Source organism: Pseudomonas sp. FW305-3-2-15-C-LB1 (genome assembly GCF_058787615.1).
Genome location: NZ_JBYSZX010000016.1, coordinates 26,977 through 51,759 on the forward strand (window position 1 = coordinate 26,977; position 24,783 = coordinate 51,759).

General features: G+C 63.3%; 22 protein-coding genes. 6 read left to right on the forward strand and 16 right to left on the reverse strand.

The features are described from left to right. Positions 1-52 precede the first annotated feature (52 nt). From urtA to AC3WP7_RS24515, 11 genes are all read right to left on the reverse strand, one after another. Complete coding sequence (gene urtA / locus AC3WP7_RS24465) at positions 53-1,318, reverse strand: urea ABC transporter substrate-binding protein (RefSeq protein WP_093128435.1); 1,266 nt, start codon at positions 1,316-1,318, stop codon at positions 53-55. Between the two features lie 187 nt (positions 1,319-1,505). Then, a complete protein-coding gene (locus AC3WP7_RS24470; protein ID WP_102591557.1) occupies positions 1,506-2,516 on the reverse strand; it encodes a FecCD family ABC transporter permease in 1,011 nt (336 codons plus the stop codon). Then, positions 2,513-3,460 (reverse strand): ABC transporter substrate-binding protein, encoded by a 948-nt coding sequence (locus tag AC3WP7_RS24475; RefSeq protein WP_102591558.1) that lies wholly within the window; start codon positions 3,458-3,460, stop codon positions 2,513-2,515. The genes AC3WP7_RS24470 and AC3WP7_RS24475 overlap by 4 nt, the downstream gene beginning before the upstream one ends. After that, entirely contained in the window at positions 3,457-4,245 is a 789-nt protein-coding gene (locus AC3WP7_RS24480) for an ABC transporter ATP-binding protein (protein WP_093530648.1), read from the reverse strand. The genes AC3WP7_RS24475 and AC3WP7_RS24480 overlap by 4 nt, the downstream gene beginning before the upstream one ends. Continuing rightward, complete coding sequence (locus tag AC3WP7_RS24485; protein WP_102591559.1) at positions 4,245-6,353, reverse strand: TonB-dependent receptor; 2,109 nt, start codon at positions 6,351-6,353, stop codon at positions 4,245-4,247. The genes AC3WP7_RS24480 and AC3WP7_RS24485 overlap by 1 nt, the downstream gene beginning before the upstream one ends. 151 nt (positions 6,354-6,504) lie before the next feature. Beyond that, positions 6,505-7,887, reverse strand: coding sequence for a PepSY-associated TM helix domain-containing protein (locus AC3WP7_RS24490; protein ID WP_102591560.1), 1,383 nt, complete (start codon positions 7,885-7,887; stop codon positions 6,505-6,507). 125 nt (positions 7,888-8,012) lie between these two features. Next, positions 8,013-10,082 (reverse strand): TonB-dependent copper receptor, encoded by a 2,070-nt coding sequence (locus AC3WP7_RS24495; RefSeq protein ID WP_102591561.1) that lies wholly within the window; start codon positions 10,080-10,082, stop codon positions 8,013-8,015. Between the two features lie 93 nt (positions 10,083-10,175). Then, positions 10,176-10,565, reverse strand: a complete 390-nt coding sequence (locus AC3WP7_RS24500) for a DUF2946 domain-containing protein (protein ID WP_102591562.1) — start codon at positions 10,563-10,565, stop codon at positions 10,176-10,178. Positions 10,566-10,576: 11 nt separating this feature from the next. After that, positions 10,577-11,059 carry a copper chaperone PCu(A)C gene (locus tag AC3WP7_RS24505; protein WP_102591563.1) on the reverse strand — a complete coding sequence of 161 codons (483 nt, stop codon included), beginning with the start codon at positions 11,057-11,059 and terminating at the stop codon, positions 10,577-10,579. Positions 11,060-11,106: 47 nt separating this feature from the next. Continuing rightward, on the reverse strand, positions 11,107-11,502 hold the full coding sequence (locus tag AC3WP7_RS24510) for a DUF2946 domain-containing protein (protein WP_093514643.1): 396 nt from the start codon (positions 11,500-11,502) through the stop codon (positions 11,107-11,109). Positions 11,503-11,777: 275 nt separating this feature from the next. Beyond that, entirely contained in the window at positions 11,778-12,071 is a 294-nt protein-coding gene (locus AC3WP7_RS24515) for a helix-turn-helix domain-containing protein (RefSeq protein WP_071491613.1), read from the reverse strand. A gap of 101 nt (positions 12,072-12,172) precedes the next feature. Between AC3WP7_RS24515 and AC3WP7_RS24520 the strand changes: the two genes are divergently transcribed. After that, entirely contained in the window at positions 12,173-12,379 is a 207-nt protein-coding gene (locus AC3WP7_RS24520) for a DUF6124 family protein (protein WP_093514644.1), read from the forward strand. Positions 12,380-12,497: 118 nt separating this feature from the next. Here the strand turns inward: AC3WP7_RS24520 and AC3WP7_RS24525 are convergent, their stop codons facing one another. Further along, positions 12,498-13,217 carry a cobalt-precorrin-6A reductase gene (locus tag AC3WP7_RS24525; protein ID WP_102591564.1) on the reverse strand — a complete coding sequence of 240 codons (720 nt, stop codon included), beginning with the start codon at positions 13,215-13,217 and terminating at the stop codon, positions 12,498-12,500. Further along, positions 13,214-14,419 carry a precorrin-6y C5,15-methyltransferase (decarboxylating) subunit CbiE gene (gene cbiE, locus AC3WP7_RS24530; RefSeq protein WP_092249927.1) on the reverse strand — a complete coding sequence of 402 codons (1,206 nt, stop codon included), beginning with the start codon at positions 14,417-14,419 and terminating at the stop codon, positions 13,214-13,216. The genes AC3WP7_RS24525 and cbiE overlap by 4 nt, the downstream gene beginning before the upstream one ends. Before the next feature lie 38 nt (positions 14,420-14,457). Here cbiE and cobG point away from each other — a divergent pair, with 38 nt between their 5' ends. The 5 genes from cobG (at position 14,458) to AC3WP7_RS24555 (ending at position 19,807) form a co-directional block, all read left to right on the forward strand. Beyond that, positions 14,458-15,804 carry a precorrin-3B synthase gene (cobG, locus tag AC3WP7_RS24535; RefSeq protein ID WP_092249930.1) on the forward strand — a complete coding sequence of 449 codons (1,347 nt, stop codon included), beginning with the start codon at positions 14,458-14,460 and terminating at the stop codon, positions 15,802-15,804. Then, complete coding sequence (locus AC3WP7_RS24540; protein WP_071491608.1) at positions 15,797-16,423, forward strand: precorrin-8X methylmutase; 627 nt, start codon at positions 15,797-15,799, stop codon at positions 16,421-16,423. Before cobG ends, AC3WP7_RS24540 begins: the two co-directional genes overlap by 8 nt. Then, positions 16,423-17,154, forward strand: a complete 732-nt coding sequence (locus AC3WP7_RS24545; RefSeq protein ID WP_071491607.1) for a precorrin-2 C(20)-methyltransferase — start codon at positions 16,423-16,425, stop codon at positions 17,152-17,154. The genes AC3WP7_RS24540 and AC3WP7_RS24545 overlap by 1 nt, the downstream gene beginning before the upstream one ends. Next, entirely contained in the window at positions 17,154-18,791 is a 1,638-nt protein-coding gene (gene cobJ, locus AC3WP7_RS24550) for a precorrin-3B C(17)-methyltransferase (protein WP_092249933.1), read from the forward strand. The genes AC3WP7_RS24545 and cobJ overlap by 1 nt, the downstream gene beginning before the upstream one ends. 236 nt (positions 18,792-19,027) lie before the next feature. After that, complete coding sequence (locus AC3WP7_RS24555; protein WP_092249936.1) at positions 19,028-19,807, forward strand: hypothetical protein; 780 nt, start codon at positions 19,028-19,030, stop codon at positions 19,805-19,807. Here AC3WP7_RS24555 and AC3WP7_RS24560 read toward each other — a convergent pair. The 3 genes from AC3WP7_RS24560 to purD form a co-directional block, all read right to left on the reverse strand. Next, the gene (locus AC3WP7_RS24560; protein ID WP_003171467.1) at positions 19,804-20,400 is read right to left on the reverse strand and encodes a MarC family protein; all 597 of its coding nucleotides are present in this window, start codon (positions 20,398-20,400) and stop codon (positions 19,804-19,806) included. The genes AC3WP7_RS24555 and AC3WP7_RS24560 overlap by 4 nt on opposite strands. Before the next feature lie 115 nt (positions 20,401-20,515). Beyond that, positions 20,516-23,287: a hybrid sensor histidine kinase/response regulator gene (locus AC3WP7_RS24565; protein WP_092249939.1), complete on the reverse strand. Its 2,772-nt coding sequence runs from the start codon at positions 23,285-23,287 to the stop codon at positions 20,516-20,518. Between the two features lie 100 nt (positions 23,288-23,387). Further along, positions 23,388-24,680, reverse strand: coding sequence for a phosphoribosylamine--glycine ligase (purD, locus tag AC3WP7_RS24570; protein WP_071493000.1), 1,293 nt, complete (start codon positions 24,678-24,680; stop codon positions 23,388-23,390). Positions 24,681-24,783: the final 103 nt, after the last annotated feature.

Here is a 24,783-nt window from a genome sequence, read left to right on the forward strand (position 1 = left end):
ACTCAGCTATCGGGGGCAAGTCCCCTCCCACATTGTTATCTGCGCTTGGGGCTTAGTTACTTTTCACCGCATAGTCCGGCTTCTTGTCATTGCCGGGGATGTACGGGCTCCACGGTTGTGCGCGGATCGGCTCCTGGGTCTGCCACACCACCGAGAACTGCCCATCGGCCTGGATCTCGCCGATCATCACCGGCTTGTGCAGGTGGTGGTTGGTCTTGTCCATGGTCAGGGTAAAGCCCGATGGCGCGGCAAAGGTCTGGCCGGCCAGGGCTTCGCGCACTTTGTCGACATCGGTGGACTTGGCTTTCTCGGCAGCCTGCGCCCACATGTGGATGCCCACGTAGGTGGCTTCCATCGGGTCGTTGGTCACGGCTTTATCCGCGCCCGGCAGGTTGTGTTTCTTGGCGTAGGCTTTCCAGTCGGCCACGAACTTCTTGTTCACCGGGTTCTCCACCGACTGGAAGTAGTTCCAGGCCGCCAGGTTGCCCACCAGGGGCTTGGTGTCGATACCACGCAATTCTTCTTCGCCCACCGAGAACGCCACCACCGGTACATCGGTGGCTTTCAGCCCCTGGTTGGCCAGCTCTTTGTAGAACGGCACGTTGGAGTCGCCGTTCACGGTGGAGATCACCGCGGTCTTGCCGCCGGCGGAGAACTTCTTGATGTTGGCGACGATGGTCTGGTAGTCGCTGTGCCCGAACGGGGTGTAGACCTCTTCGATGTCCTTATCCGCGACGCCCTTGGAGTGCAGGAACGAGCGCAGGATCTTGTTGGTGGTGCGCGGGTACACGTAGTCGGTGCCCAGCAGGAAGAAGCGCTTGGCCGCACCGCCTTCTTCGCTCATCAGGTACTCCACCGCCGGGATCGCCTGCTGGTTGGGCGCCGCGCCGGTATAGAACACATTCGGCGACATCTCTTCGCCTTCGTATTGCACCGGGTAGAACAGCAGGCCGTTGAGTTCTTCGAACACCGGCAACACCGATTTGCGCGACACCGAAGTCCAGCAGCCGAACACCACGGCGACCTTGTCCTGGGTCAGCAACTGGCGGCCCTTTTCGGCGAACAGCGGCCAGTTGGACGCCGGGTCGACCACCACCGGTTCGAGCATCTTGCCGTTCACGCCGCCCTTGGCGTTGATCTCGTCGATGGTCATCAGCGCCATGTCTTTGAGCGAGGTTTCGGAGATCGCCATGGTGCCGGACAACGAGTGCAGGATGCCGACCTTGATGGTCTCGGCGGCCTGGATCGTCCAGGTCATGCCCATGGCGGCAATGGACGCCGAAAGAGTGAAAGCCTTGATCAAGCTACGACGCTTCATGGTGCGATCTCCGTGAACTCAAGATTGTTATGAGAGGGACAAAGTCGAGGAGGTGATTGCAAGCGCTGTGCCTAGTCGGGAAAAGGCATGAAATAGTCGCCTGGCCGCGTGTTGCGCTCGGGTTGCGCACCATCAAATGGCAGGGCTGCGTGCCAGGTGCATCGCTATGCGCTACAACGGGGCGCGGTCAGCGCTTGCGCATCAGCCCGATGAAAAACACCCCGCCAATCGCCGCCGTGGCCACGCCGATGGGCAGGTCTTCAGGGGCGATCAGCGTGCGGGCGGCCACGTCGACCCAGACCAGGAACAGACTGCCCAGCAGCACGCAGATCGGCAGCAGGCGGCGATGCTCGGCACCGACGAGACGCCGGGCGATGTGCGGCACCATCAGCCCTACAAAACCGATGGAGCCGCTGATGGACACCAGCACACCGGTCATCAATGAGGCCACCAGGAACACCTTCAGCCGCACGGTGCGGGCGTTCAGGCCGAGGGTCACGGCTGTCTGTTCGCCGGCCATCAGCGCGTTCAACGGGCGTGCCATGCCCAGCAGCACCAGAAGTCCCAGCAGTACCGTCAGCGCCGGAATCGCCAGCAGCTCCCAGCGCGCCAGGCCGAGGCCGCCGAGCATCCAGAACATCACCGCCGAGGCGGCGCGATGGTCGCCCATGAACAGCAGCAGATTGGCCGCCGCCATCATCACAAAGGACACCGCCACACCGCACAGCAACAGACGATCGCTTTCCAGGCGACCGTTGCGACTGGCCACGGCCAACACCACCAGCATGCTCGCCAAAGCTCCGACAAACGCGGCGATGGGCAAGGTCAGCAGGCCGATGACTTCGCCCACATGCAGCACCACGATCACCGCGCCCAGGGTGGCGCCGGACGTGACACCAAGCAGGTGCGGATCGGCCAGCGGGTTGCGCGTGACTGCCTGCAACACCGCGCCGATCAACGCCAGCCCGGCGCCCACCAGCGCGCCGAGCAGCATGCGCGGCACACGGATCAGCCACACGATATGTTCCTGCCCGGCCGGCCAATTCGCTTGACCGATGCCGAGCGCTTTGTACATCAGGATGCGCCACACGACGTCCACTGGCACCCGTGCCGGGCCGAAGCCCAGCGAGAGCACGCAGGAGACCAGCAGCACCGCGCCAAGCGCGGCGAGCAGCAGCCCATAGCGACGGGTGATCATTCGCCGCGGAACCCCTTGGCCAGGGTTTCCACCGCCAGCACGTTGTCGATACCCGGCGTGGCCTGCACGTAAGGGATCACGATAAAGCGCTGGTTGCGGATCGCATCCACCGCCCGCAGCGCCGGGTTGTTGAGCAGGAATTGCTCTTTCTGTTCGGCAGTGACTTCGCTGTAGTCAACGATCACGATCACCTGCGGGTTGCGCTCCACCACGGTCTCCCAGTTGACCCGGGTCCAACTGGCGTCGATGTCATCGAGAATGTTGCGCCCGCCCGCCGCGTCGATCAGCGCCTGGGGCATGCCCAGGCGGCCGGAGGTCATGGCGCGGTCTTCACCGCTGTCGTAGAGGAACACCCGGGGCTTGTCGGCGGGCAGGTCCTGTTGCACCTCGGCGACCTGCGCCTGCATCTGCGCGATCAAGGCATTGGCGCGGTCCTGCACATCGAAAATCCTGCCCAGGTTGCGCAGGTCGTTATAAGTGTCTTCCAGGGTCGCGGCCGGGCGCTTCATCACGAAGGCGCAGGATTCGGTCAGCTCATACACGTTGATGCCCAAGGGTTGCAGCGTGCTTGGCGTGAGGTCGCCGCCCACGCGCATGCCGTAGTCCCAGCCGGCGAAGAAGAAATCCACATTGGCGTTGAGCAGGGTTTCCACCGAGGGATACTTGCTCGCCAGCTCCGGCAGGCCGTCGAGCAGCCCGGCCATTTCCGGCGTGACCGACTTCCAGCCGGTAACGCCGCTGTAACCGGCCATGCTCGGCTTGAGGCCGAGGGCGAGCATCATCTGGGTCATGTTGATGTCGTGGCTGACCGCGTGTTTCGGCGCTTCCTGGAAGGTCACGTCGCGGTTGCAGCTCTTGATGGTCACCGGGTAGTGGGTCGCTTCGGCGAGTGCCCCGGTGGCATTGAACAACAAGGTAGTGGCAAGCAGCGAACGCAGGATCATGGTTGGGTTATCCAGGTGATTCGGGGGTAGCCGGACAGCGGGTGGGGATCGATCAACGCTTCGACGCCAAACACATCGCGCAGCAGTTCGCGGGTCAGCACCTCATGGGGCGTGCCGCTGGCGACGATGCGCCCGTGGTTGATCACATACAGGCGATCGCAGAAGGCGGCGGCCAGGTTGAGGTCGTGAATGCTCGCCAGGGTGCCGATGTGCAGGCGCTTGACCAGCCGCAGCAGCTCCAGTTGGTAGCGCGGGTCGAGGTGGTTGGTCGGCTCGTCGAGGATCAGCAACTGCGGTTGCTGGGCCAGGGCGCGGGCCAGGATCACACGTTGCTTTTCACCCCCTGACAGGGTGGCGAAAGCGTGATCCTCGAAGCCGTGCATGCCGACTGACGCCAGTACCTGGTGGATCAACTGCCGGTCGTGCAGCGTGTCGCCGTCGAACAGGCCCTTGTGCGGCGTACGGCCCATGGCGACCACTTCATCGACGCGCAGGCCGAACGCATCCGGGAACTCCTGCAGCACCACGGCAATGCGTTGCGCGCACCACTTCGAACTCTGTTTCCACACGTTCTGATGGTCGAGCAACACGTCGCCGCACGCCGGTTTGCTGAACCGGTAGGCGCAGCGCAACAGGCTGGTCTTGCCGCTGCCGTTAGGCCCGATCAGGCCGACGAACTCTCCCGCACCGACTTGCAGGCTGGCGTCACGCAGTTGGAACTGGTGATGACAATGGTCATGCCCCGGCGGGGTCCAGGCCAGGTCGCTGAGGGTGAGTGCGGTCATCAGAAGGTGTAGTCCGCCGTGACAAAAAACGAGCGTGGTTCGCCGAGGATCCACTGCTGGCCGTCGTTGTATTGGCTGACGGCGTAGGTGCGGTCGAACAGGTTGTTCAACTGCAGGCCCAGGGTGGTGTTGCGCAGGGCTTTCCACGACACGGTGGCATCGACCACGGTGTAGCTGGGCAACTCATTCTGGTTGGCCATGTCGGCATAACGTGCATCCACATAACGCACACCGGCACCGGCGCGGATATCGTCGGTCACCGCCTTGCTCAGCCACAGGTTGGCGGTGCGACGTGGGACGTCCACCGGGCGGTTGCCGTCGCGGGACACTTGCACGCCGTTGACGTCCTGTTTGAAGTCGTCGTACTGCGCATGCACGATGGCCGCGTTGGCTTGCAGTTGCCAGGCGTGGGGCAGTTGCAGGTCGAGGCTGGCTTCCAGGCCACGGGAGGATTGTTGGCCGACTTGCTGCTGCAGGCTCGGATTGCCCGGCACGTCGGTGAGCAGTTTCTTTTTGACGATGTGATACGCCGCCAATGTCCATTCGCCGCGCTGATCCCAGAAGGCCTGTTTGATGCCGATCTCGGTCTGCCTGGCCGTGGACAGGTCGAACTGCTGCTGGCCCGGGCTCAGGGAAATCAGGCCACCGACGCCGTCGGTGCTGGTGGCGTACTGGCCATAGACCGAGGTGTCGGGCGTGATCGCGTAGACCAGGCCCGCCTTCCAGTTATTGCCGGTAAGGGTCTTGTCGGACTGGCTGCCGGTGCGCAGGTCATCACGGTCGATGTGCGCGTAGTCGCGGCGGATGCCGGTGATCAGCGACAGTTGGTCGGTGAGCTGCAGGCGGTTTTCCGCGAAGCCGGCGACGGTTTTGGTGGTGCTGGCGAACAGCGGCTTGAACGGGTCGTTGCTGGCGAACTGGCCCGGCGCGGGGTGGTTCACGTCGATGGGTTGGCCGCTGGCAAACGTGTCGGTAAACGGCGAGTTACTGGCCAGGCGGAAGCGGATGCGGTTGTATTCCACGCCGGTCACGGTCTGGCTGTCGAGGCCGAACAGGCTGTGCTTGAAGGTGAAGGTCTGGCGGTCGCCCAGCTGTTCCTGGTTGTGCTTGATGCCATAGTTGCCGCTGCGGGTCAGTTGGCCGCCGATGAAGTTGTAGTTCTCCGCGTTCTGCCAGCGACGCTGGTTTTTCAGGTAATACAGCTCGTTGGTGGCGCTGACGCTGTCGTTGATCTGCCACTCGCTGGTCAGGCGTGTCCACTGGTCGTTGTAGTGCTGGGTGTCGTTGCTGACGTTGTAGTTCTTGTCGCGCAGGCCCTTGTGCAACTGGCCGTTGATCAGCGGTGTGCCGAAGTAGTTCTGCGGGCGCTGGTCGCCGTAGTCGCTGGCGAAAGTGAAGCTCAGGTTGTCTGCCGCCCGCCAGCGCAGGGCACCGCTGACGAAGTCGCTGCTGGAGTCGCCGCGGTCGATGAATCCGTTGCTGCGCAGGCGATTGAGGTTCAGGCGGTAGCTCAGGGTGTCGGTCAGCGAGCCGCCGCTGTCCAGGGCTTGTTGCTGGCGATCATACGAGCCGTAGCCGAGGCGGATGTGGTTTTCGATCTCGCCCTCGAAAGGCTTTTTCGGCACGGTGTTGATCACCGCACCGGTGGCGCCTTCGCCGTACAGCACCGAGGCCGGGCCGCGCAGTACGTCGACGCGCTCCACCGACCAGGTGTCCACCGGGAAGGTCGAGGTGCCCATGCCCATGTACATGCGGTTGCCGTCATACAACTGCATCACCGAGCCCTGGCCGGTAAAACCCCGGGCCGACAACGAGGTGCCGCCGTCGCCCGGCGTGCCGGTGCGGCTGATGCCGGTGGCGCGGGAAATCGCGTCCTGCACACTGGCGTCGCCGCGTTCGCGGATCTGCACGCCGGTCTGGCTCTCGACGCTGCCGGGGGTTTGCAGGGCGCTGAGGTTCAGGCGCGAACCGGCGGTGGTCGGGGTCTTGAGGTCGACGTGGTCATCGTCCACGGCAGGTGCAGTGACGGGGCTGGCGGGCAGGGTCAGGGCCTGGGCGCAGGTATGCAGGGCGAGCAGGCACAGGCCGGACGCGAGGTACTTGTTCATCGGACGAAAAAGTCTTCTTGAAGGCAGTGCTCGCCGCTGGGCGCGGCGAGCTGGAGTAAGCAGTAAGTGTTATAAGTTAACACTTACTGCGGCGTGGGCGAAAGCCCGCGTAAGACTACATAACGCCTCTATGTAGGGCATCTCGCCGACTTCATGTCGAACCTGAGGCAGATTCACGTTGTGCGAACAGCCGCGACAACACCAGGCGGTCCAGCACCCACACCACGATCAACGACGCACCCACCAGCGGGAAAATGATCGCCAGCCCGAACATGATCACCATCGCGGTTTTCCACTTCGGCAGGTCGTGGCGCAGCGGCGGCACGCCCAGCCCGCCCACCGGACGACGTTTCCACCAGATCACCACGCCGCTGACCGCGCTCAGCAGGATCATCAGGCAGATCAGCAGCACGATCAGCTGATTGACCCAGCCGAACATCTTGCCTTCGTGCAGCATCACGCCGGTCTCGGTGGCGCGCGCCACCAGGTTGTAATGCTCCCAGCGCACATCGGCGAGGACCTTGCCGGTGTACTGGTCGACGTGCAGGGTAGCGTCGTTGCGTGGGTCGTTGGCGAACACCGCGACGGTGAACACACCTTCGGCGGTGGTGGGGAAGGTGATGCTGTAGCCGGGCTCGACGTGGCGTGCGTTGGCCAGGTCGACCACCTGTTGCAGGCGCACCGTGGGTGCAGCGGGACCGGCGTGCATGGCGCCGTGGTTCATGTGCTCGGCGTGGTCGCCGGACATCGGCATCGGCGTGTTCTCCATGGCCCAGGGCACGGTCTGTTGGCTGGCGGTATTGAGGCTGCGCGCCTGCTGGTCGGACTGCGGCACGTTGTTCCACATCGCCGCTGGAAAGCGATTCCACAGCTCGGCGTACTGCTTGCCCCAGAAGCCGGTCCAGGTCATGCCGCTGAGCAGCATCACCAGCAACAGCGAGGCGCCCCAGAAACCGGTGACCGCATGCAGGTCGCGCCAGAACACCCGGCCACGGGTGGTGAAGCGTGGCCATAGAACACCGGCTGATGACTTGCCGCGCGGCCACCACAGGTACAGGCCCGACACCACCAGCATCACGCCCCAACCGGCGGCGAGTTCTACAAGACGGTCGCCGACCGTGCCGATCATCAGCTCGCCGTGCAGGGCGCGGGCGATGGCTTGCAGGTTGTATTTGGCATCCTGCTCGCCGAGGACCGTGCCGCGATAGGGGTCGACAAAGACCGTCACTTCGCGGCCGTCCTGATGCGTCACGAATTGCGCGCTGCTGGTGGCGTCGGCGGCGGGCAGGTATTTGCTGATCGCGGCCTTGGGGTAGGCCGCCTGGGCGCGTTGCAGTTGCTCGTCGGCGCTCAGGGCGTGCGCGGCGCTCTGCACCTTGAGCAGGTCGCCGTACATCAGCGGGTCGAGCTGGGGTTTGAACAGGTAGATGATGCCGGTCAGGGCCAGCAGCACCATGAAAGGGGCGACGAAGAGGCCGGCGTAGAAGTGCCAGCGCCAGGCCAGGTTGTAGAAGGATATTTTTTGAGTGCTCATCATTGGGCTCCGCAAGGCTTTGAGTTTTTTGTGTCTGGTCGGCCGTCATCGGGGACAAGCCCCCTCCCACATTTGATGGTGTTCACAACATCAAAAGTGTGGGAGGGGGCTTGCCCGCGATGCTCTTAGAAGCTCATGTCGACTTTGGTCCAGAGTGTTCGGCCTGGCTCCTTGATGGCTTGCGGGTCACTCGCCGGGTAGCCGAACCCGGCGTTACCGGCCAGGTTCAGGTGCTCGGCGTAGGCCTTGCCGAACAGGTTGTCGACGCCGGTGCTGACCTTGAAATGCTTGTTGATGCGGTACGCCGCATTCAGCGAGAACACGCCAAAGCCGCCGCTCTTGTCGAAGTCCTTGCCGACCACATTGCCTTTGTTCTGGTCGATGCGGTTCTGCGCCGCGACCACGCGCCACAACGCACCGGCGCTCCAGTCGTCTTCGCTGTAGGTCAGGCCCAGTCGTGCATCCAGCGGCGGCATCTGCGGCAGCGCCTTGCCGTCGCTGCTGTTTTTGCCCCAGGCATAGGCGAGGGTGGCGTCGGCTTTCCAGTTGCGGGTGAGCTTGTAGGCCGCGCCCAATTCGCCGCCCACGATGCGCGCGTCGACGTTGCGGGCCTGGGAGGTGGTGCCCATCATGCCGGGCCTGTAGTCGAACAGGATGAAGTCCTGCACCCGGCCGATGTAACCCGAGGCCCAGGCTTCAAGGTCGTCGGCTTTGTATTGCGCGCCGAAGTCGAGCTGGGTGGTTTTCTCCGGCTTCACGCCGTCGAAGGCATTCACCGAACCGACCGCGCCGGTGTTGGGGGAAAACAGCTCCCAGTAATCCGGGAAGCGCTCCGAGTGGCCCAGGCCGGCGTAGAGGGTGGTGGGGCTGTCGGCCAGGTCGTGTTCATAACGCACGAAGCCCGAGGGCAACGTGTCGGTGCGGGTGTCGTCGGCGGTCGGGTTGGGGCGGGTCATCATCCCCGAGCCGCTGGTCTGGCGCAAATCCTTGGCCGAAGCGCGGTCCAGCCGCGCACCGGTGATCAGGCGATCGCGGTCGGCGGCGTACCAGGTCAGTTCGCCGAACGCGCCGTAGTTGTGGAAGTCGGCGTCCTTGACCCGGGGCAAGTCCTTGTAGGTGTCGATGCCCATGCTGCTGCGCTGGCGGTGTTCGTTGGTCTGCGCGTCCAGGCCGCCGATCAGTTGCACATCGGCCCAGCGCCAGGTGGCCTTGATACGTGCGCCGAGGGTGCGCCGGTCGACGTTGGACGCCATGGGCCCCGCCATCATGCCGGTGCCGGATGGCGTGCGCAGGCTGTAGTTGTCCATCACGTGGTCGGCGTAGTTGTAATAGACCTGGGCCTCGACCTTATCCAGCACCTCGCCGATGTTGGACTTTTCAAAGCGCAGCCCCAGGCTCTCGCGCAGGAACTGCGAACCGTCCATACCGCGCCCGGCATAACGCGCCTCGCCATCGCCACGGCCGGCGGTGAGTTCCAGCAGGGTGTCGGCGTCGGGGGTGAAGCCGACCGCCACATCGCCATTCCATTTGTCATAGCGCGAGGCGACGGTGTCGTTGTTGCCGTCCTTGTAGTCATCGGCGTGGGCCTGGTTGCCGATCACCCGCACGTAGCCCAGTGGCCCGCCGGCAGCAGCGTCGATGACCTTGTCGAAGCGCCCGTTGGAACCGGCCAGCACACTGGCGTTGAGACGTGTGCTGAGTTCGCCGAACTGCTCCGGCTCGCGCTCGAACAGAATGGTGCCGGCCGATGCGCCCGGGCCCCAGAGCACGGTTTGCGGGCCTTTGATCACGGTGAGCTTGTCGTAGGTCTCGGGCGAGATGTACGAGGTGGGGGCGTCCATGCGGCCGGGGCAGGCGCCGAGCATCATGCTGCCGTTGGTGAGGATGTTCAAGCGTGAGCCGAACATGCCGCGCAGCACCGGGTCGCCATTGGTGCCGCCATTGCGCACCAGGGCGAAGCCGGGGATGGTCTTGAGGTAGTCGCCGCCATCGCTGGCGGGCACCGGTTGGCGTGGGTCTTTCGGGTTGGTGATAACGGTCAGCGGTGAGCTGGGGGCGATTGCCGTGATCACGGTGGGCGTCAGCTCATGTTCGGCGTGGTCATCGGCCTGAGCGTGAGGGGCAAGCAGCGCGCCGCACAGGGCAGCGAGCACAGGGGTATATCCCATACGGGAGTCAGCAGGAAACCTGGACATGACACATTCCATCTAGCAATCGTAAACAACACGGCCAGCAGCCTGCGGCTGTCTGTCTAAAGTCGGCCGGTGTGAAGTAACGGTGTTAAGTGCTTACGAAGCGATGGGCGGCGCGCGGCTGCGGGCGCCGGGGAAGATGCTCTGCCGGGCATGGCCCAGGCGTGTGGCGGGGGTGAGGGCGCTGGCGGGCGGCGGGCTGCTCAGGGTGAAGATTGAAACGCCGCCGGGCAGGGCGGGGCAGCTATAGAGCAGGTCGCAATAGCCGCACTTGGACCAGAGGGCGTGGTGTTCGTCAGGCGCCATGGGGTGATGGGAGGCGCCGTGGTCCATCGGCATGTCCATCGACATACCGGCGTGATGGTCCATCGGCATCGCTTGGGAAATCAGCGGACCGATAAAGATCATCAGCATGGCGAACAGGCTGATCCAACTGCCGCGCTTCATACGCGAATGTGGAGACAACCTGGCGCGAGGGGCGCCCATCGAGTGTCAGCCTATTGGGCGTGCTTGTGCTCGTGGGTGGCCATCGGCGGCACTTTCTGCACCGACACTTCCACCTCGACCTTGCCGGCTTTTTCGAAGGTGAGGGTCAGCGGGAATTGCTTGCCGTCGGCCAGCAGGCTGCGGTCCTTGAGGCCCAGCAGCATCACGTGATACGCCATGGGCGCGAAGGTCAGCTCGCCCTTGGCCGGTACGGCGACGCTGGGCACCTGCTGCATCTTCATCAGGTCGCCCTGCATTACATGCTCATGCAGCTCGGCCTTGTCCGCCACGGGGGTGTCGACACTGAGCAGGCGGTCCGGGCTTTCTCCGGTGTTGTGAATCACAAAGTACGCCGCGACGGTTGGCGCATTCGGTGGCAATTCCTGGGACCAGGGATCGCTGACCCGCAGGTCGCCGGCCTTGTAGTCATCGGCATTGGCAGCACTGAACACCGGCAGCAACAACGCAGCCAGAAGCAGGGAAGATTTGAGCATGGCAGTTCTCCAGAACGGTTCTAAACGCAGTTCACTTGCGAAGAGGATCAAGCCGTTGGAGAGGCGCGGGGGTTTAGGCTTGGCCATTGCTGACGCGGGGGCGGGCTGTGCAGCCGGGGCGGCGGCAAGCGCTGTGAAGTATTGAATTGGGTGAGATACAACTGCGGCACATGCCCCGGCAACGCCACCAACGGTGCCGAGCCCGAGCAACACCAGCAATGCTGCATGGTGGAATGATCGTCCTGCTGCGGCGCCGGGATCTCCAGCTTGCCTAGGGCGATGGTCTTGAGGCTTGCGCCATTTGAGGAACAGAAACTGCCCCACAGCAATTGCCGGACCGGGTCGCTGGACTGCTGCATCGCGCTGGCCATCGGCATGGCAAAGGCATTGAACAGCACTGCAAGGCAGGCGATCCAGGCAATTGCAAAGCGTTGACGGGGCATGGCGGACAATCCGTAGGGTTAAACGATCAGGCGGGTATTTAGCCTGATCGGTGGGGATAAGTAAAAAGGGGCGGTGTGGTTTGGTGTCGCAGTGACTGGTTTGAGGATAGACGGGGAATCGAGTGGATGCCGATCTTCAAAGCTGCACAGTTCAAATGTGGGAGGGCTGGTGCAACGATTCACTTGCCACCGCTAGCGCCAGCCCAGCCAACAAACCAGTGGCTGACACGCCGCCATCGGGGGCAAGCCCCCTCCCACATTTTGCCAGTGTTCGGCTATCGCTTGGTGTTGAGCCTGCGGGTTGCGCGAGCAATGTCGTCTCTCCCTATTTTGATCAAAGAACCATCGCCTGGGTCCTCTTCGATGCAGGCTTCGAGGAAAGCATCCATATCTTCTTGCGTTAGGAGATAGTCAGCGGCGTCGAAACGAGTGAATCCTGTCTTTCTGTCAGGGAGGTATTGGGCCTTTTCCAGCCATTGGTTTAATCGCGCTGCTACTTCAGGTTCATCCGATTTCAGGGCTTCGGCTTCAACGCTGAGTGCGTCCGCAAACTCGGAGTTTGCGATCATGTGTTCGATAATCGTCTGTTCGGCAGGTCGAGTTGAGGGTGGCTTACAGATCTTGTCAGTAATGGCGAGCCCTCAGGGATGGACCCGTCCGGCTTTTCACCGTGTCCGATGGAATCAGCAGTGAAGACCTTTTGGTCAACCTCAGCGAAACCCTGGCCTCAGCCAATGCGCTGAGTTGTGACATTGCCTTCAACCTGGAAGGCGCGCCACGCGAAGCATTGCTCGGCGTCGCGCAGTTGATTGAGCTGGCGCAGTTGCTTGCGGAGCGTGTACACGATGCTGCCGGGCCAACGAAAAGCGCTGCGTGATGATGCCGTTCTAAATGTGGGAGGGGGCTTGCCCCCGATGGCGATGGACCCGTCACAGATGTTTAGACTGATACACCGTAATCGGGGCAAGCCCCCTCCCACACTGAATCGATGGTGTTTAGAGAGTGGCGATTGCCTGTAGTACCGCAGGCACAGTAGTGAATTCTCGATCTACCATCGCCAACACCGGCCGCTTCAACACCAACACCGGCACCCCGCGCTCCCGTGCCACCTCCAACTTCGGCTCCGTTGCCGTGCTCCCGCTGTTCTTGCTGATCAGCACATCAATGCCGCGCCGCTCGAACAACGCACGCTCATCCGCAATCAAAAACGGCCCGCGCGCGCCAATCACTTCACACCGCGCATTCCCCGGATACACATCCAGTGCGCGCAGCGTCCAGAACTGCTCCGGCGGGATTTCATCCAGATGCTGCAACGGCTCGCGGCCCAAGGTGAACAGCGGGCGTTTGAAGGGCTTCAACGCTTCAATCAACGAAGCCCAATCACTCACCTCACGCCAGTCATCCCCCATCTGCGGCTGCCACGCCGGTCGGCGCAATGCCCAGCAAGGCACGCCGCACGCGCGCGCAGCTTCGGCGGCATTGCGGCTGATCTGCGCGGCATACGGATGGGTCGCGTCGACAATCAGCCCAATCCCTTCATCCCGAACAAATCGCGCCAAGCCCTCGGCACCACCATAACCACCGACTCGCACCTGACAGGTCAGGTCGGTGGGCACACGTCCAACCCCGGCCAGGCTGTAGATATGTTCCGGGCCCAGCGTACGAGCAATGGCCAGCGCTTCAGTCACGCCACCCAACAGCAGGATGCGTTTCATAGCGGCTTGACCACTTCCAGCAAGGTAATCGGCAACGCCTGGCGCCACGTATCGAATTCCCCCAACGGCTGCGCCTGCGCCACGTGGATGCGCGTCAGTTCGCCGCCATGCTGGGCACGCCAGTTCATCAGGGTCATTTCGCTTTGCAGGGTCACGGCATTGGCCACCAGCCGACCACCGGGGCGCAGGTGTTGCCAGCAGGTATCGAGCACGCCGTCGCGGGTGACGCCGCCGCCGATGAAGATGGCGTCCGGGGCTTCCAGGCCGCTCAACGCCTCGGGCGCCTTGCCGCGAACCAGTTGCAGCCCGGGCACGCCAAGGGCGTCGCGGTTGTGTTCGATCAGGCCTTGGCGGCCTTCATCGGCTTCAATCGCCAACGCGCGGCAGCTCGGGTGCGTACGCATCCACTCGATACCGATGGAACCGCTGCCCGCGCCCACGTCCCACAGCAACTCACCGGGCATGGGGGCAAGGCGAGCGAGGGTCATGGCGCGCACATCGCGCTTGGTCAGTTGGCCGTCGTGCTTGAAGGCTGAGTCGGGCAGGCCTGCCAGGCGCGACAGGCGCGGTGTTGCCCCAGAAGCGACGCAGTCGATGGCGAGCAGATTCAAATCGGCGACGCAGGCGTGCTGCCACTCATCCGCCAAACCTTCGATACGCCGCTCATCCGTGCCGCCCAAGTGCTCGAACACGCTCAACCGGCTCTGGCCGAAACCGGACTGCGCCAATAACGAGGCAATCAAGCCAGGACTGCGACCGTCATTGCTCAGCACCAACAAGCGCACGCCACTGGCCAGGTGCGCATTGATCGCGGCCAACGGTCGGGCCACCACGGACAACGTCACCACGTCCTGCAACGGCCAGCCCAACCGCGCCGCCGCCAGGGACACCGACGAGGGCGCCGGTAAAATCAGCAACTCTTCAGCGGGCACCTGCCGCGCCAGGCTGGCCCCCACGCCATAGAACATCGGATCGCCGCTGGCCAGCACGCACACCGGCTCGCCGCGCCGCGCCAGCACCGGTTCCAGGGAAAACGGGCTCGGCCACACCTGGCGCTCGCCACGGATACACACCGGCAACAGGTCCAACTGGCGCTGGCCGCCTATAATCCGCGTGGCGTGCAACAGGGCATGCCGGGCGTTCCTGCCCAGTCCCTTGAAGCCGTCTTCTCCGATGCCTACAACCGTCAGCCAGGGCGACATATGAATTCCTTGAACGACATCCGACGGGCAGGCTTTTCATGCCGCCGGACAAAGCAGGCATAATACCGCGCCTTTACCCACCAACCGGTAGCCCCGTGAACCCAACGCCCGCTGTGAATACCTTGCGCCCCTCGGCTTGTCCGGGGTTGCTGCGCATTGTCCAGGCGTTGGACGGCGGCATTTGCCGGATCAAGTTGGCCGGTGGTTCGATCAGCGCTACACAAGCCCATGCCGTGGCGGACGCGGCCCAGGCCCATGCGGGCGGCGTGATCGAGGCGACCAACCGGGCCAACCTGCAGATTCGCGGGATCGGTACCCAAGAGCAGGCATTGATCGCCCTGCTACTGGCCGCAGGCCTGGGTCCCGACAATGCCGCCGGCGACGATGTACGCAACCTGATGCTCAGCCCCAGCGCCGGGATCGACCGGCAGATGCTGTTCGACACCCGCCCGTTGGCTGAGCAGATTCTCGCCACCCTGCAAAACCATCCCCGTTTCCATGAACTGTCGGCCAAGTTCGCCGTACAACTGGATGGCGGCGAAGCCCTGGCGATGCTCGAACATCACCACGACCTGTGGCTGTCGGCCTTTATCCGCAATGGCCAGACGCTCCTCGCCTTTGGCCTGGCCGGTTGCCCGGGGCTGGATGCGCCGCTGGCCGCCGTGCCGCTCGAGCAGGGTCATGCGCTGGTGGTGGCCGTGCTGGAGGCGTTCCTCGAACTGGCCGGCCCGGAACAAACCCGCATGCGGCATTTGGCTGTGGATAACTTGCTGGGGCATCTGCGCCTGCCATTGCTGTCGGCTGAAGGCTTCAGACGCCCGCCCAACGGGGCTTTGCTGCACCTCGGCACTTATCCACAGGTTCAAAAGAATCAGTTCTACGTCGCCGTCATCGCACCCTTGGGGCGCCTGGACGCGACGATGCTCAAAGGCGCCGCACACCTGGCCAGTGAGTACGGCGACGGCACCTTGCGCTTCACCCCTTGGCAAGGCGTGCTGTTGCCCAACATCGAAAAACCGCACGCCGTGACCGAGCGCCTGGCGCAACTGGGCTTCCTTTGCTCCATCGACCAACCCCTGGCGCGCATGACCGCCTGCACGGGTTCCAGCGGTTGCGGCAAGGCCCTGGCCGACACCAAGGCTGACGCCGTGCAACTGGCTGCGCTGAACCCCGGCCATGACGTGCACCTGTCCGGCTGCCCCCGTTCCTGTGCCGCCGCGCATGTCGCGCCGGTCACCTTGCTGGCGGTGAGCCCCGGCCACTACGACCTCTATTTCCGCGAGGCAGCCCAGTCCGGTTTCGGCCGGCTGCACGCGCGCACCCTTTCCATTGAAGCGGCGGGCGCCCTGTTGCGCGCTCGTCCACGGAGCAACACCGATGATTGATTACATCCGCGACGGTCAGGAGATCTATCGCAACTCCTTCGCCATTATTCGCGCGGAAGCCAGGTTGGAGCGCATTCCGGCCGACCTGGAGAAACTCGCGGTGCGGGTGATTCATGCGTGCGGCATGGTCGAGGCCATCGACGGCCTGCAGTTTTCCGAAGGCGCGGGCAAGGCCGGGCGCGATGCGTTGGCCGCTGGCGCGCCGATCCTGTGTGATGCGCGGATGGTTTCCGAAGGTGTGACCCGTGCGCGCCTGCCGGCCAATAACCCGGTGATCTGCACCCTGCGCGACGACAGCGTACCGGAGCTGGCGCGTGAACTGGGCAACACCCGTTCCGCCGCCGCGCTGGAGCTGTGGCGCCCGCATCTGGAAGGCAGCGTAGTAGTGATCGGCAATGCGCCGACCGCGTTGTTCTACCTGCTGGAAATGCTCGATGCCGGTGCGCCTAAACCTGCCTTGATCCTTGGCTTCCCGGTCGGGTTTGTCGGCGCCGCCGAATCCAAGGCGATGCTGGCGGCGGACAGCCGTGGCGTGCCGTTCGTGATCATGCAGGGCCGCCTGGGCGGCAGTGCGATGGCCGCCGCTGCGGTGAATGCCCTGGCCACGGAGGTCGAATAATGCCGGCACGCGGACGTTTGATCGGCCTGGGCGTAGGCCCCGGTGACCCGGAACTGATCACCCTCAAGGCCCTGCGCCTGCTGCGCGAATCGCCAGTGGTGGCGTACTTCGTGGCCAAGGGCAAGAAGGGCAATGCCTTCGGCATCATCGAAGATCACCTGGTGCCGCAACAGACCTTGATGCCGCTGGTGTACCCGGTGACTACCGAGGTACTGCCGGCGCCGATGTCCTATGAGCAGGTGATCAGCGATTTCTACGACGCTGCCAGTGTCGACGTTGCCGCGCACCTGGATGCCGGTCGCGATGTGGCGGTGATCTGCGAAGGTGACCCGTTCTTCTACGGTTCCTACATGTATCTGCATGACCGACTTGCCGAACGCTATGAAGCGCAAGTCATCCCCGGCGTGTGCTCGATGCTCGGCGGCGCCTCGGTGTTGGGGGCGCCGCTGGTGTATCGCAACCAGAGCCTGTCGGTGCTTTCGGGCGTGTTGCCCCATGAGGACCTCAAGCGCCGCCTGGCGGACGCCGACGCGGCGGTGATCATGAAGCTGGGGCGCAACTTCCCGAAAGTGCGCCTGGTGCTCGAAGAACTCGGCCTGGCCGAGCGTGCCCTCTATGTGGAGCGCGCCACGATGGCCAACCAGAAGATCGTGCCGCTGGATCAGGTCGACCCGGCGTCTTCGCCCTATTTCTCGCTGATCATCGTGCCGGGTGAAAGGTGGCAAGGTTGATGAGCCCGGCGATTGTCATTCTGGGCCAGGGCAGCCTGGCCACCGCGCGCAGGATCCAACAGGTTTATCCCGAGGCGCTGATCCACGGTCTTGCCGGCCGCGTTGAAGGTGCTGACCAGGCCTACAGCGAGTTCGGCACGACCCTGCGCCAGTTGTACCAGCAGGGCACGCCGCTGATTGCGCTGTGCGCGGCCGGTATCGTGATCCGCACCCTGGCGCCGCTGCTGCTGGAAAAAGGCGAAGAGCCGGCCGTGCTGGCCGTGGCTGAAGACGGCAGCGCCGTAGTGCCGTTGCTGGGGGGCCTTGGCGGTGTGAACGTCATGGCGCGCGAAATTGCTGCTGCGTTGAATGTGGCCGCTGCGATCACCACCAGTGGCGAACTGCGTTTTGGCACCTGCCTGCTCAACCCGCCGCAGGGCTACGAGCTGGCCGACCTGGAGTTGGGCAAGCGTTTCGTGTCCGACTTGCTGGCCGGTGAAAACGTGCGCATCGAAGGCGCAGCGCCTTGGCTGGACCAAGCCAACTTGCCGCAGGACCCACAAGCGCGCCTGGCGATTCATGTCGGCAGTGCCGAGCGCCAACCCACCGCCAATGAGTTGCTGATCTACCCGAAGACCGTCAGTGTGACCTGCAAACCCGGCGCGCAATTGGCCGAGCGTGTACGCACGGCGTTGCATGAAGCGGGTCTGGCCGTGCAATCCCTGGCGTGCCTGCTGGCCAGCGAAACGCAGATGGCCGAAGCGTCGCTGCATGAGGCGGCGTTGGCGCTGGGTGTGCCGTTGCGTTTTACCAGCGTTTGCCAGGACGCCGATATCGTGGTCAGCGTGGCTGAACAGCCGCTGGAGTTGTCGCAGATTGGTCGTGTTCGTGGCCGCCTTGCCGTGATCGGCCTTGGCCCCGGTGCCGCCGAGTTGATGGTGCCTGCGGTGAAGGCTGAGTTGGCGCGTTGCACCGATGTGCTGGGTTACGAAACCTATGTGCGCATGGCCGGCCCGTTCCGCGATGATCAAGTGCAACACTGCACCGATAACCGCGAAGAAATGCAGCGGGCCCGCCACGCCTTCGAGCTGGCGGCCCAAGGTCGCTCGGTGGTGGTGGTGTCCTCCGGTGACCCGGGGGTATTCGCTATGGCGGCTGCGGTGATCGAAGCGCTGCACGAATCCAGCGATCCGGCCTGGCATCAGGTCGACCTGGAAATCCTGCCCGGGGTCTCGGCCAGCCTGGCCACTGCCGCCCAGGCGGGCGCACCGCTGGGCCATGACTTCTGCGTGATGTCGCTGTCGGATAACCTCAAACCCTGGTCGATCATCGAAAAACGCCTGGACCTCGCGTCCCAGGCCGACCTGGCCTTGGCGTTCTACAACCCGATCTCGCGTGCGCGGCCGTGGCAACTGGGGCGCGCCCTGGAAATCGTCGCCCTGCATCGCACGCCGCAAACGCCGGTGGTGCTGGGCCGCGATATAGGTCGCCCGGGGCAGACCCTGCGTGTCACCACGCTGGGGCAACTGACGCCGGATCAAGTGGACATGCGCACCATGGTGTTGATCGGCTCGTCCACTACCTGCACATTTCCCCGTGCCGATGGTGGCGAATGGGTCTACACACCACGATGGTACGGTGAAAAACCCGCTTCCTGAAAACGGCCTGTCGGTTGCCTGAAAGCGCCGAATAGCCCAGGGATTTTTCTGGCGTTATTCGGCGTTTTTTCTTTTTTTTACAACGAAATATGGAGGCACGCCGGTCATGCCGCGTTATTGCTGGGCGTTACGGTTTAACGCCTTGCGCCAAGGGATGTTTATCGCCTGGAAAGCCCATCCGCCGGTGAACTAGGGTGGACACAAGCCCCACTTTGGGGTGCTTGTGGAGAATCAAAATGGAGCGACATCACAGACGGATCAACACGACAAAAAGGCGCAAGTTGATTGCCGCCTACAAATTACCGGGCGCGTCAGGCAAGCACGCAGCTGTACCGCTGGACACCGAAGATGACTTCAACGCAGCCGTGGTCAACAACGGCGTGATTTCGTTTGCCGAAGGCCTGTCGGGTCTGAAGCGAGAATATGTCCGTAAGAGTTATTTGCTGGCCAGCAGTTACGTCAGCGATGTATTGAAAATACACCGCGGTACCGAGGACTGGTACGACGAATTCATCAAGGTGATGGTCAGCCTGGGGTGGCTCCCGGTGCGCAGCAGCTTCGAACGGGTCTCACGTTCGGGCAAGGGGCTGACCGTGCAGCTGGCGGCGCTGAATCTTATTGCCACGCTGTTGGCTTCCACGTCCTTGTCCGCGCCGCTGCTGGGCATGCTGCCGAAACTGGCGGCCGATGCATTGGAGGCGTTGAAGCAGACGCCGGCGTCTTTTGAATTGTTCAAACGCAACAGCTCGGTGCACCAGGGCGGTGATTTCGGCCTGGCCTCTTGTGCCGAAATCGATGGCGAATTGACGATGGTGCTGGTGACCTACAGCACTCACGGCGTGAGCAAACAGACGGGGCTGCCCTTCCTGGAGTGGGACAGCTCCTCGTTCGAGGCCTTCAGCGGGCAGACGTGCCTGGTGCTCAATACCTCGGTGATCAATGAAAAGACGATCCAACTGATGCGCGAAAGCGCGGGCGACAAGGTACAACTGGCAATTGCCAAATACCGGATCTAGGGCACCAGGTAGCCGCGCACGCCGGTAAAGATGATTTGTGCGGCCAGGGCACACACGAACAATCCCATCAACCGACTGACAATCTGCAAGCCCTGGTCACCGAGGATGCGTTCGATACGGTTGGACAGGTACAGCACCACGCCCACCGTGAGGCTGGCCAGGGCGATGCTGAGGATAGCGGTGAGCTTGTCATCCCAGTGCGGTTGGCTGACGCCCATCACCAGCAGCGCACCGATGGTGCCGGGGCCGACCGTGAGGGGGATGGTCAGCGGCACGATGGTCACGTCCTGCTGCACGTTGTCGGTCTGCACCGCCGACTTGCCCTGGGCCATGCCCAGGGCGGAAATGAACAGCACACTGCCGGCGCCGATGCGGAAGGCGTCGACGGTGATGCCGAACACACTGAAAATCACCCGGCCGAACAGGTAGAGCAACACGCTCGAGACCAGGGTCGCCAGCGCCACTTTCCACGCCAGGCGCCGCCGCTCTTTGCTGGAATAACCACGGGTCAGGCTGATAAAGCAGGACAGCACGAAGAACGGGCTGTAGAGCACCAGCATTTTCAGGTAGACGCTGAATAACACGTGGAGCATGGGGGCGGCTCGCAGGAGGAAAGTGTGGAGAGTCTATCAGGCGAAAGAGATCAAAGGCGGGAGGGGCGGTGCGACGATTCGACTTGCCCCTCCCACATTTGACTGCATTTCAAGTTCAGGAAGGTGCGTGTTCTGGGCGCTGTTGCCGCTGGGCGACCCAGAATTCCACCAGCTCGCGCAACTGCGACAACTCCACCGGCTTGGCCATATGCCCATCCATCCCGGCCTGGCGCGCACGTTCCTTGTGTTCCGACAGAATGTGCGCCGTCAACGCCACCACCGGCGTGCGGATGCGCTGGTGGCTGACTTCCCACGCGCGCAGTTGCTGGGTCGCCGAGAAACCATCGAGGATCGGCATTTCACAGTCCATCAACACCAGGTCATAACGCTGGGCCTTCATCGCCTCCAGCGCTTCCTCGCCGTTGCTGGCGGTGTCCGGGTCGAGGTTGAGCTTGCCGAGCATGCCGCGGATCACCTTGGTGGAGATGCTGTTGTCTTCGGCTACCAGGATGCGGAAATCCGCCGGCACGGTGATGGCGGCCGGAGTGCTGAGGACCGGACGTGGCGGCACGTTGCCTTTGCTGCGCTGAGTCAGTTCGTCGGCCAGGGTGGTCTTGAGCGTATAGCCGGCCACCGGTTTGGCGAGGATGCGCTTGATCCCGCAATTGCGCGCAATGATCTTGCTCGGCGCATTGCTGATGCCGGTAAGCATGATCAGCAGGATGTCGTGGTTCAGGCTCGGGTCTTCCTTGATCTTCGCCGCCAGTTGCATGCCGGTCATGCCGGGCATGTTCTGGTCCAGCAGCACCACGTCAAAGTAGTCGCGCAGGTGCGCCTTGGTGCGCAGCAACGCCAGGGCTTCCTTGCCCGAGGGCACGGCGCTGACGTTGAGGCCCCAGGCGGAACATTGTTGCACCAGCACTTTGCGGCAGGTGTCGTTGTCGTCCACCACTAGCACGCGCGCGCCTTTGAGCGGGCCGTCGAGGTCGGAGGTCGGGTGTTCCAGGCGCTCCGGGTCCAGCGGCAGGGTCAGCCACAGGGTGCTGCCCTGGTGGCTGCCGCTCTTGATGCCGAACTCGCCGTTCATCAACAGGATCAACTGGCGGGCGATGACCAGGCCCAGGTGGCCATTGAGGCGGGTGGCCGAGAAGAAATTCTTGCTGTGCAGCTCACTGTGCAGCAGGGCGTCGCGCTCCGAGGCTTCCATCGGCAGGCCGCTGTCCTGCACGGCAATGCGCAGGCGTGGCTTGGTGCTGCGGTCGTCCAGGGCCACCACGATCAGCACTTCGCCTTCGTCGGTCTTTTGCAGGGCGTTTTCCAGCAGGCTCAACATGGCCTGGCGCAGGCGCGTCGGGTCGCCGCTGATCACGCGGGGCACCTGGGGCTGGATAAAGCTGATCAGTTCGACATTCTGCTGCTCGGCCTTGGCGCGGAAGATACTCAGGCAGTCTTCGATCAGCGCATTGAGGTCGAATTGCACATCGTCCAGTTCGATCTGGCCGGATTCGAGCTTGGAGATATCGAGGATTTCATTGATCAGCGTAAGCAGTTCGTTGCCGGCGCTGTGGATGGTCTGCACGTAGTCGCGCTGTTTCACCGACAGCGGCGTACCCAACAGCAGTTCGGTCATGCCCAGCACACCGTTCATGGGGGTGCGGATTTCGTGGCTGATCTTGGCCAGGAACTCGGCCTTGGCCGCGATTTCGGCATTGCTCGCCGCCAGGTCGCGGCTGAGGCTGAAACGCGCCTCGACAATCGCACGCTGGCGTTCGCCCAACGCCAGGCTCATCAGCAGGCCGCTCAGGCAGATAAACGCCAGCAGCGTGACGATCAGGCCCTGGGGCGAGACCATCGTCAGGCCCAGCAACGCTGGCAGGATGATCAGCGTACCGATGTTGAACACCACCATCGCCACCACGAACAGACGTGCCGGGCGGTAGCCTTTCTGCCAGTGATAGGCCGAGACAAACAACATGCTCAAGCCGGCCAGGGCCACCAGGGCGTAGGTGATGATGTTCAGCGGCAGGGTGTTGACGAACAACAACAGCAGGCCGCACAGCACGATGAACAGGATGTCCGCCATCAACAGCTTGTTCAGCGGGTGCGGGCCCAGGGGCATGAAGAACCGGTAGGCAAACATCAGCCCGCACGGCGCGGTGAGCAATAGCGCCAGGTAGGCGCCGGGCGTCTGGATCGCATGCCAGTTCGGCAGCCATGGGCCCACCAGGTTGAGTAGCAGCGCCAGGCTGAGCATCAGCAGCACTTCGCAGGCCGCCAGCCACAGGCTGCTGCGCGAGCGGTGGTAGGCGAAGCGCGTGAGGTTGTGCAGGATCAGCATCAACAGGCAGCCGAACAGCAGGCCGTAGATCAGCGTCTGGGTCTGGTCGGCGGCGGCGAGCACGGCCGGTTCCAGGGTGATGTAGGGCCGCAGTTCGTGTTCCGAGACCAGGCGCAGGTAGACCTCGAGGGGGTTCTGGCTCTGGGGCATCGGCAGCATGAAGTCACTGCTGGGCAACGGCCGTTCAGCCTGGGGCTGGCGTGTGCCGGTGCTCTGTTGTTCCACCAGGGTGTCGCCGTCCAGCACGTAGAGGCTCAGGTGCGACAGGTCCGGGGCGAATACCCGCAGCACTTGTTCGTGCTTGCCGGGTTGCAGCTTGAAACGTACCCACAACGCACCGTCCGGTTCCGCGGCGGTAATGCGGTCCAGGTCGATGGGGCTGAATTGGTTGGTGTAGCGCGAGGAACGGATGTCGCTCAGTTGCAGGTCGGCCTGTTCATCAAGCAATACTGCCCAGCCACTGCCTTGCGCGGCGGCCTGGGCCGGGAACAAGCAGAGCAGTGTCAGCAGACTGACAGTGAAACCTATGGCGATCCTGAGCCAGCGCACGGCGAAATCCCTTCGTAGGTTGATGCACGGTTAACTATGCGCGGGTAGGCCTGCATACGGCAAGGGCCAGCGGCCCCTGCCTAGCCGAACGGATAGCTGCTTACTGGTTCTCGCCACGCTCCCGCGCAATGGCGCGATAGCCGATGTCCTTGCGGTAGAAGCAGCCTTTCCAGTCGATCTTCGCGGCCAGCTTGTACGCCTGTTGCTGCGCGGCGTCGACGCTGGCGCCCATGGCGGTGGCGCATAGCACACGGCCACCGGCCGTCACGACCTGGCCATCCTTGAGCGCGGTGCCCGCATGGAACACCTTGCCTTCCAGCGTAGCAGCCGCGTCCAGGCCTTCAATCACATCGCCCTTGGCGTAGTCGGCAGGGTAGCCACCAGCCGCCAGCACGATGCCGACGCTCGGACGTGGATCCCACTGCGCTTCAACCTTGTCCAGGGCCTGGGCCAATGCCGCTTCGACCAACAGCACCAGGCTCGATTGCAGGCGCAGCATCACCGGTTGGGTTTCCGGGTCGCCGAAGCGGCAGTTGAACTCGATGACTTTCGGGTTACCGGCTTTGTCGATCATCAGGCCGGCATACAGGAAACCGGTGTACACATTGCCTTCGTCGGCCATGCCGCGCACGGTCGGCCAGATCACCAGGTCCATGACGCGCTGGTGCACATCGGCCGTGACCACCGGGGCAGGGGAGTAGGCACCCATTCCACCGGTGTTCGGGCCGGTATCGCCGTCGCCGACGCGTTTGTGGTCCTGGCTGGTGGCCATCGGCAAGACGTTCTTGCCGTCGACCATCACGATGAAGCTGGCTTCTTCGCCGTCGAGGAACTCCTCGATGACCACGCGGGAACCTGCGTCACCGAAAGCGTTGCCGGCGAGCATATCGCGCACGGCGTCTTCGGCTTCCTGCAGGGTCATGGCGACGATCACGCCTTTACCAGCAGCGAGGCCATCGGCCTTGATCACGATTGGCGCACCTTTTTCGCGCAGGTAAGCCAGGGCCGGCTCGATCTCGGTGAAGTTCTGGTAGTCGGCAGTCGGGATCTTGTGGCGGGCCAGGAAATCCTTGGTGAAGGCTTTGGAACCTTCCAACTGGGCCGCACCGGCGGTAGGGCCGAAGCAGTCCAGGCCACGGCTGCGGAACAGGTCCACGACGCCGGCCACCAGCGGCACTTCCGGGCCGACGATGGTCAGGGACACATTTTTCTCGGCAAAGTCCGCCAGTTGCTCAAGTGCCAGCACGTCGATGGCAACGTTTTCGCACTTGGCTTCAATGGCGGTGCCAGCGTTGCCGGGAGCGACGAAGACTTTCTGGACACGCGGGTCCTGGGCAACTTTCCAGGCCAGGGCGTGTTCACGGCCACCGCTGCCAATGATCAAAACATTCATGTCAAAAACCTCAAATTCTGTAGGCGCTCAGGGTGCGCTTCAATGTGGAGCCGAACTCATGTGGCAAGCCCGATCGCCACACAAGCCCGCTCCCACATTTCGA

What these genes read in the sequence shown, in the direction of transcription:
- AC3WP7_RS24475 (WP_102591558.1), bottom strand. Translation starts at nt 3,460, where the DNA reads ATGATCCTGCGTTCGCTGCTTGCCACTACCTTGTTGTTCAATGCCACC.
- AC3WP7_RS24525 (WP_102591564.1), bottom strand. Translation starts at nt 13,217, where the DNA reads ATGAAACGCATCCTGCTGTTGGGTGGCGTGACTGAAGCGCTGGCCATT.
- AC3WP7_RS24500 (WP_102591562.1), bottom strand. Translation starts at nt 10,565, where the DNA reads ATGGGCGCCCCTCGCGCCAGGTTGTCTCCACATTCGCGTATGAAGCGC.
- AC3WP7_RS24485 (WP_102591559.1), bottom strand. Translation starts at nt 6,353, where the DNA reads ATGAACAAGTACCTCGCGTCCGGCCTGTGCCTGCTCGCCCTGCATACC.
- AC3WP7_RS24490 (WP_102591560.1), bottom strand. Translation starts at nt 7,887, where the DNA reads ATGAGCACTCAAAAAATATCCTTCTACAACCTGGCCTGGCGCTGGCAC.
- AC3WP7_RS24480 (WP_093530648.1), bottom strand. Translation starts at nt 4,245, where the DNA reads ATGACCGCACTCACCCTCAGCGACCTGGCCTGGACCCCGCCGGGGCAT.
- urtA (WP_093128435.1), bottom strand. Translation starts at nt 1,318, where the DNA reads ATGAAGCGTCGTAGCTTGATCAAGGCTTTCACTCTTTCGGCGTCCATT.
- AC3WP7_RS24510 (WP_093514643.1), bottom strand. Translation starts at nt 11,502, where the DNA reads ATGCCCCGTCAACGCTTTGCAATTGCCTGGATCGCCTGCCTTGCAGTG.
- cbiE (WP_092249927.1), bottom strand. Translation starts at nt 14,419, where the DNA reads ATGTCGCCCTGGCTGACGGTTGTAGGCATCGGAGAAGACGGCTTCAAG.
- AC3WP7_RS24560 (WP_003171467.1), bottom strand. Translation starts at nt 20,400, where the DNA reads ATGCTCCACGTGTTATTCAGCGTCTACCTGAAAATGCTGGTGCTCTAC.
- AC3WP7_RS24515 (WP_071491613.1), bottom strand. Translation starts at nt 12,071, where the DNA reads ATGATCGCAAACTCCGAGTTTGCGGACGCACTCAGCGTTGAAGCCGAA.
- AC3WP7_RS24555 (WP_092249936.1), top strand. Translation starts at nt 19,028, where the DNA reads ATGGAGCGACATCACAGACGGATCAACACGACAAAAAGGCGCAAGTTG.
- AC3WP7_RS24545 (WP_071491607.1), top strand. Translation starts at nt 16,423, where the DNA reads ATGCCGGCACGCGGACGTTTGATCGGCCTGGGCGTAGGCCCCGGTGAC.
- AC3WP7_RS24505 (WP_102591563.1), bottom strand. Translation starts at nt 11,059, where the DNA reads ATGCTCAAATCTTCCCTGCTTCTGGCTGCGTTGTTGCTGCCGGTGTTC.
- cobG (WP_092249930.1), top strand. Translation starts at nt 14,458, where the DNA reads ATGCCGCCGGACAAAGCAGGCATAATACCGCGCCTTTACCCACCAACC.
- cobJ (WP_092249933.1), top strand. Translation starts at nt 17,154, where the DNA reads ATGAGCCCGGCGATTGTCATTCTGGGCCAGGGCAGCCTGGCCACCGCG.
- purD (WP_071493000.1), bottom strand. Translation starts at nt 24,680, where the DNA reads ATGAATGTTTTGATCATTGGCAGCGGTGGCCGTGAACACGCCCTGGCC.
- AC3WP7_RS24470 (WP_102591557.1), bottom strand. Translation starts at nt 2,516, where the DNA reads ATGATCACCCGTCGCTATGGGCTGCTGCTCGCCGCGCTTGGCGCGGTG.
- AC3WP7_RS24540 (WP_071491608.1), top strand. Translation starts at nt 15,797, where the DNA reads ATGATTGATTACATCCGCGACGGTCAGGAGATCTATCGCAACTCCTTC.
- AC3WP7_RS24495 (WP_102591561.1), bottom strand. Translation starts at nt 10,082, where the DNA reads ATGTCCAGGTTTCCTGCTGACTCCCGTATGGGATATACCCCTGTGCTC.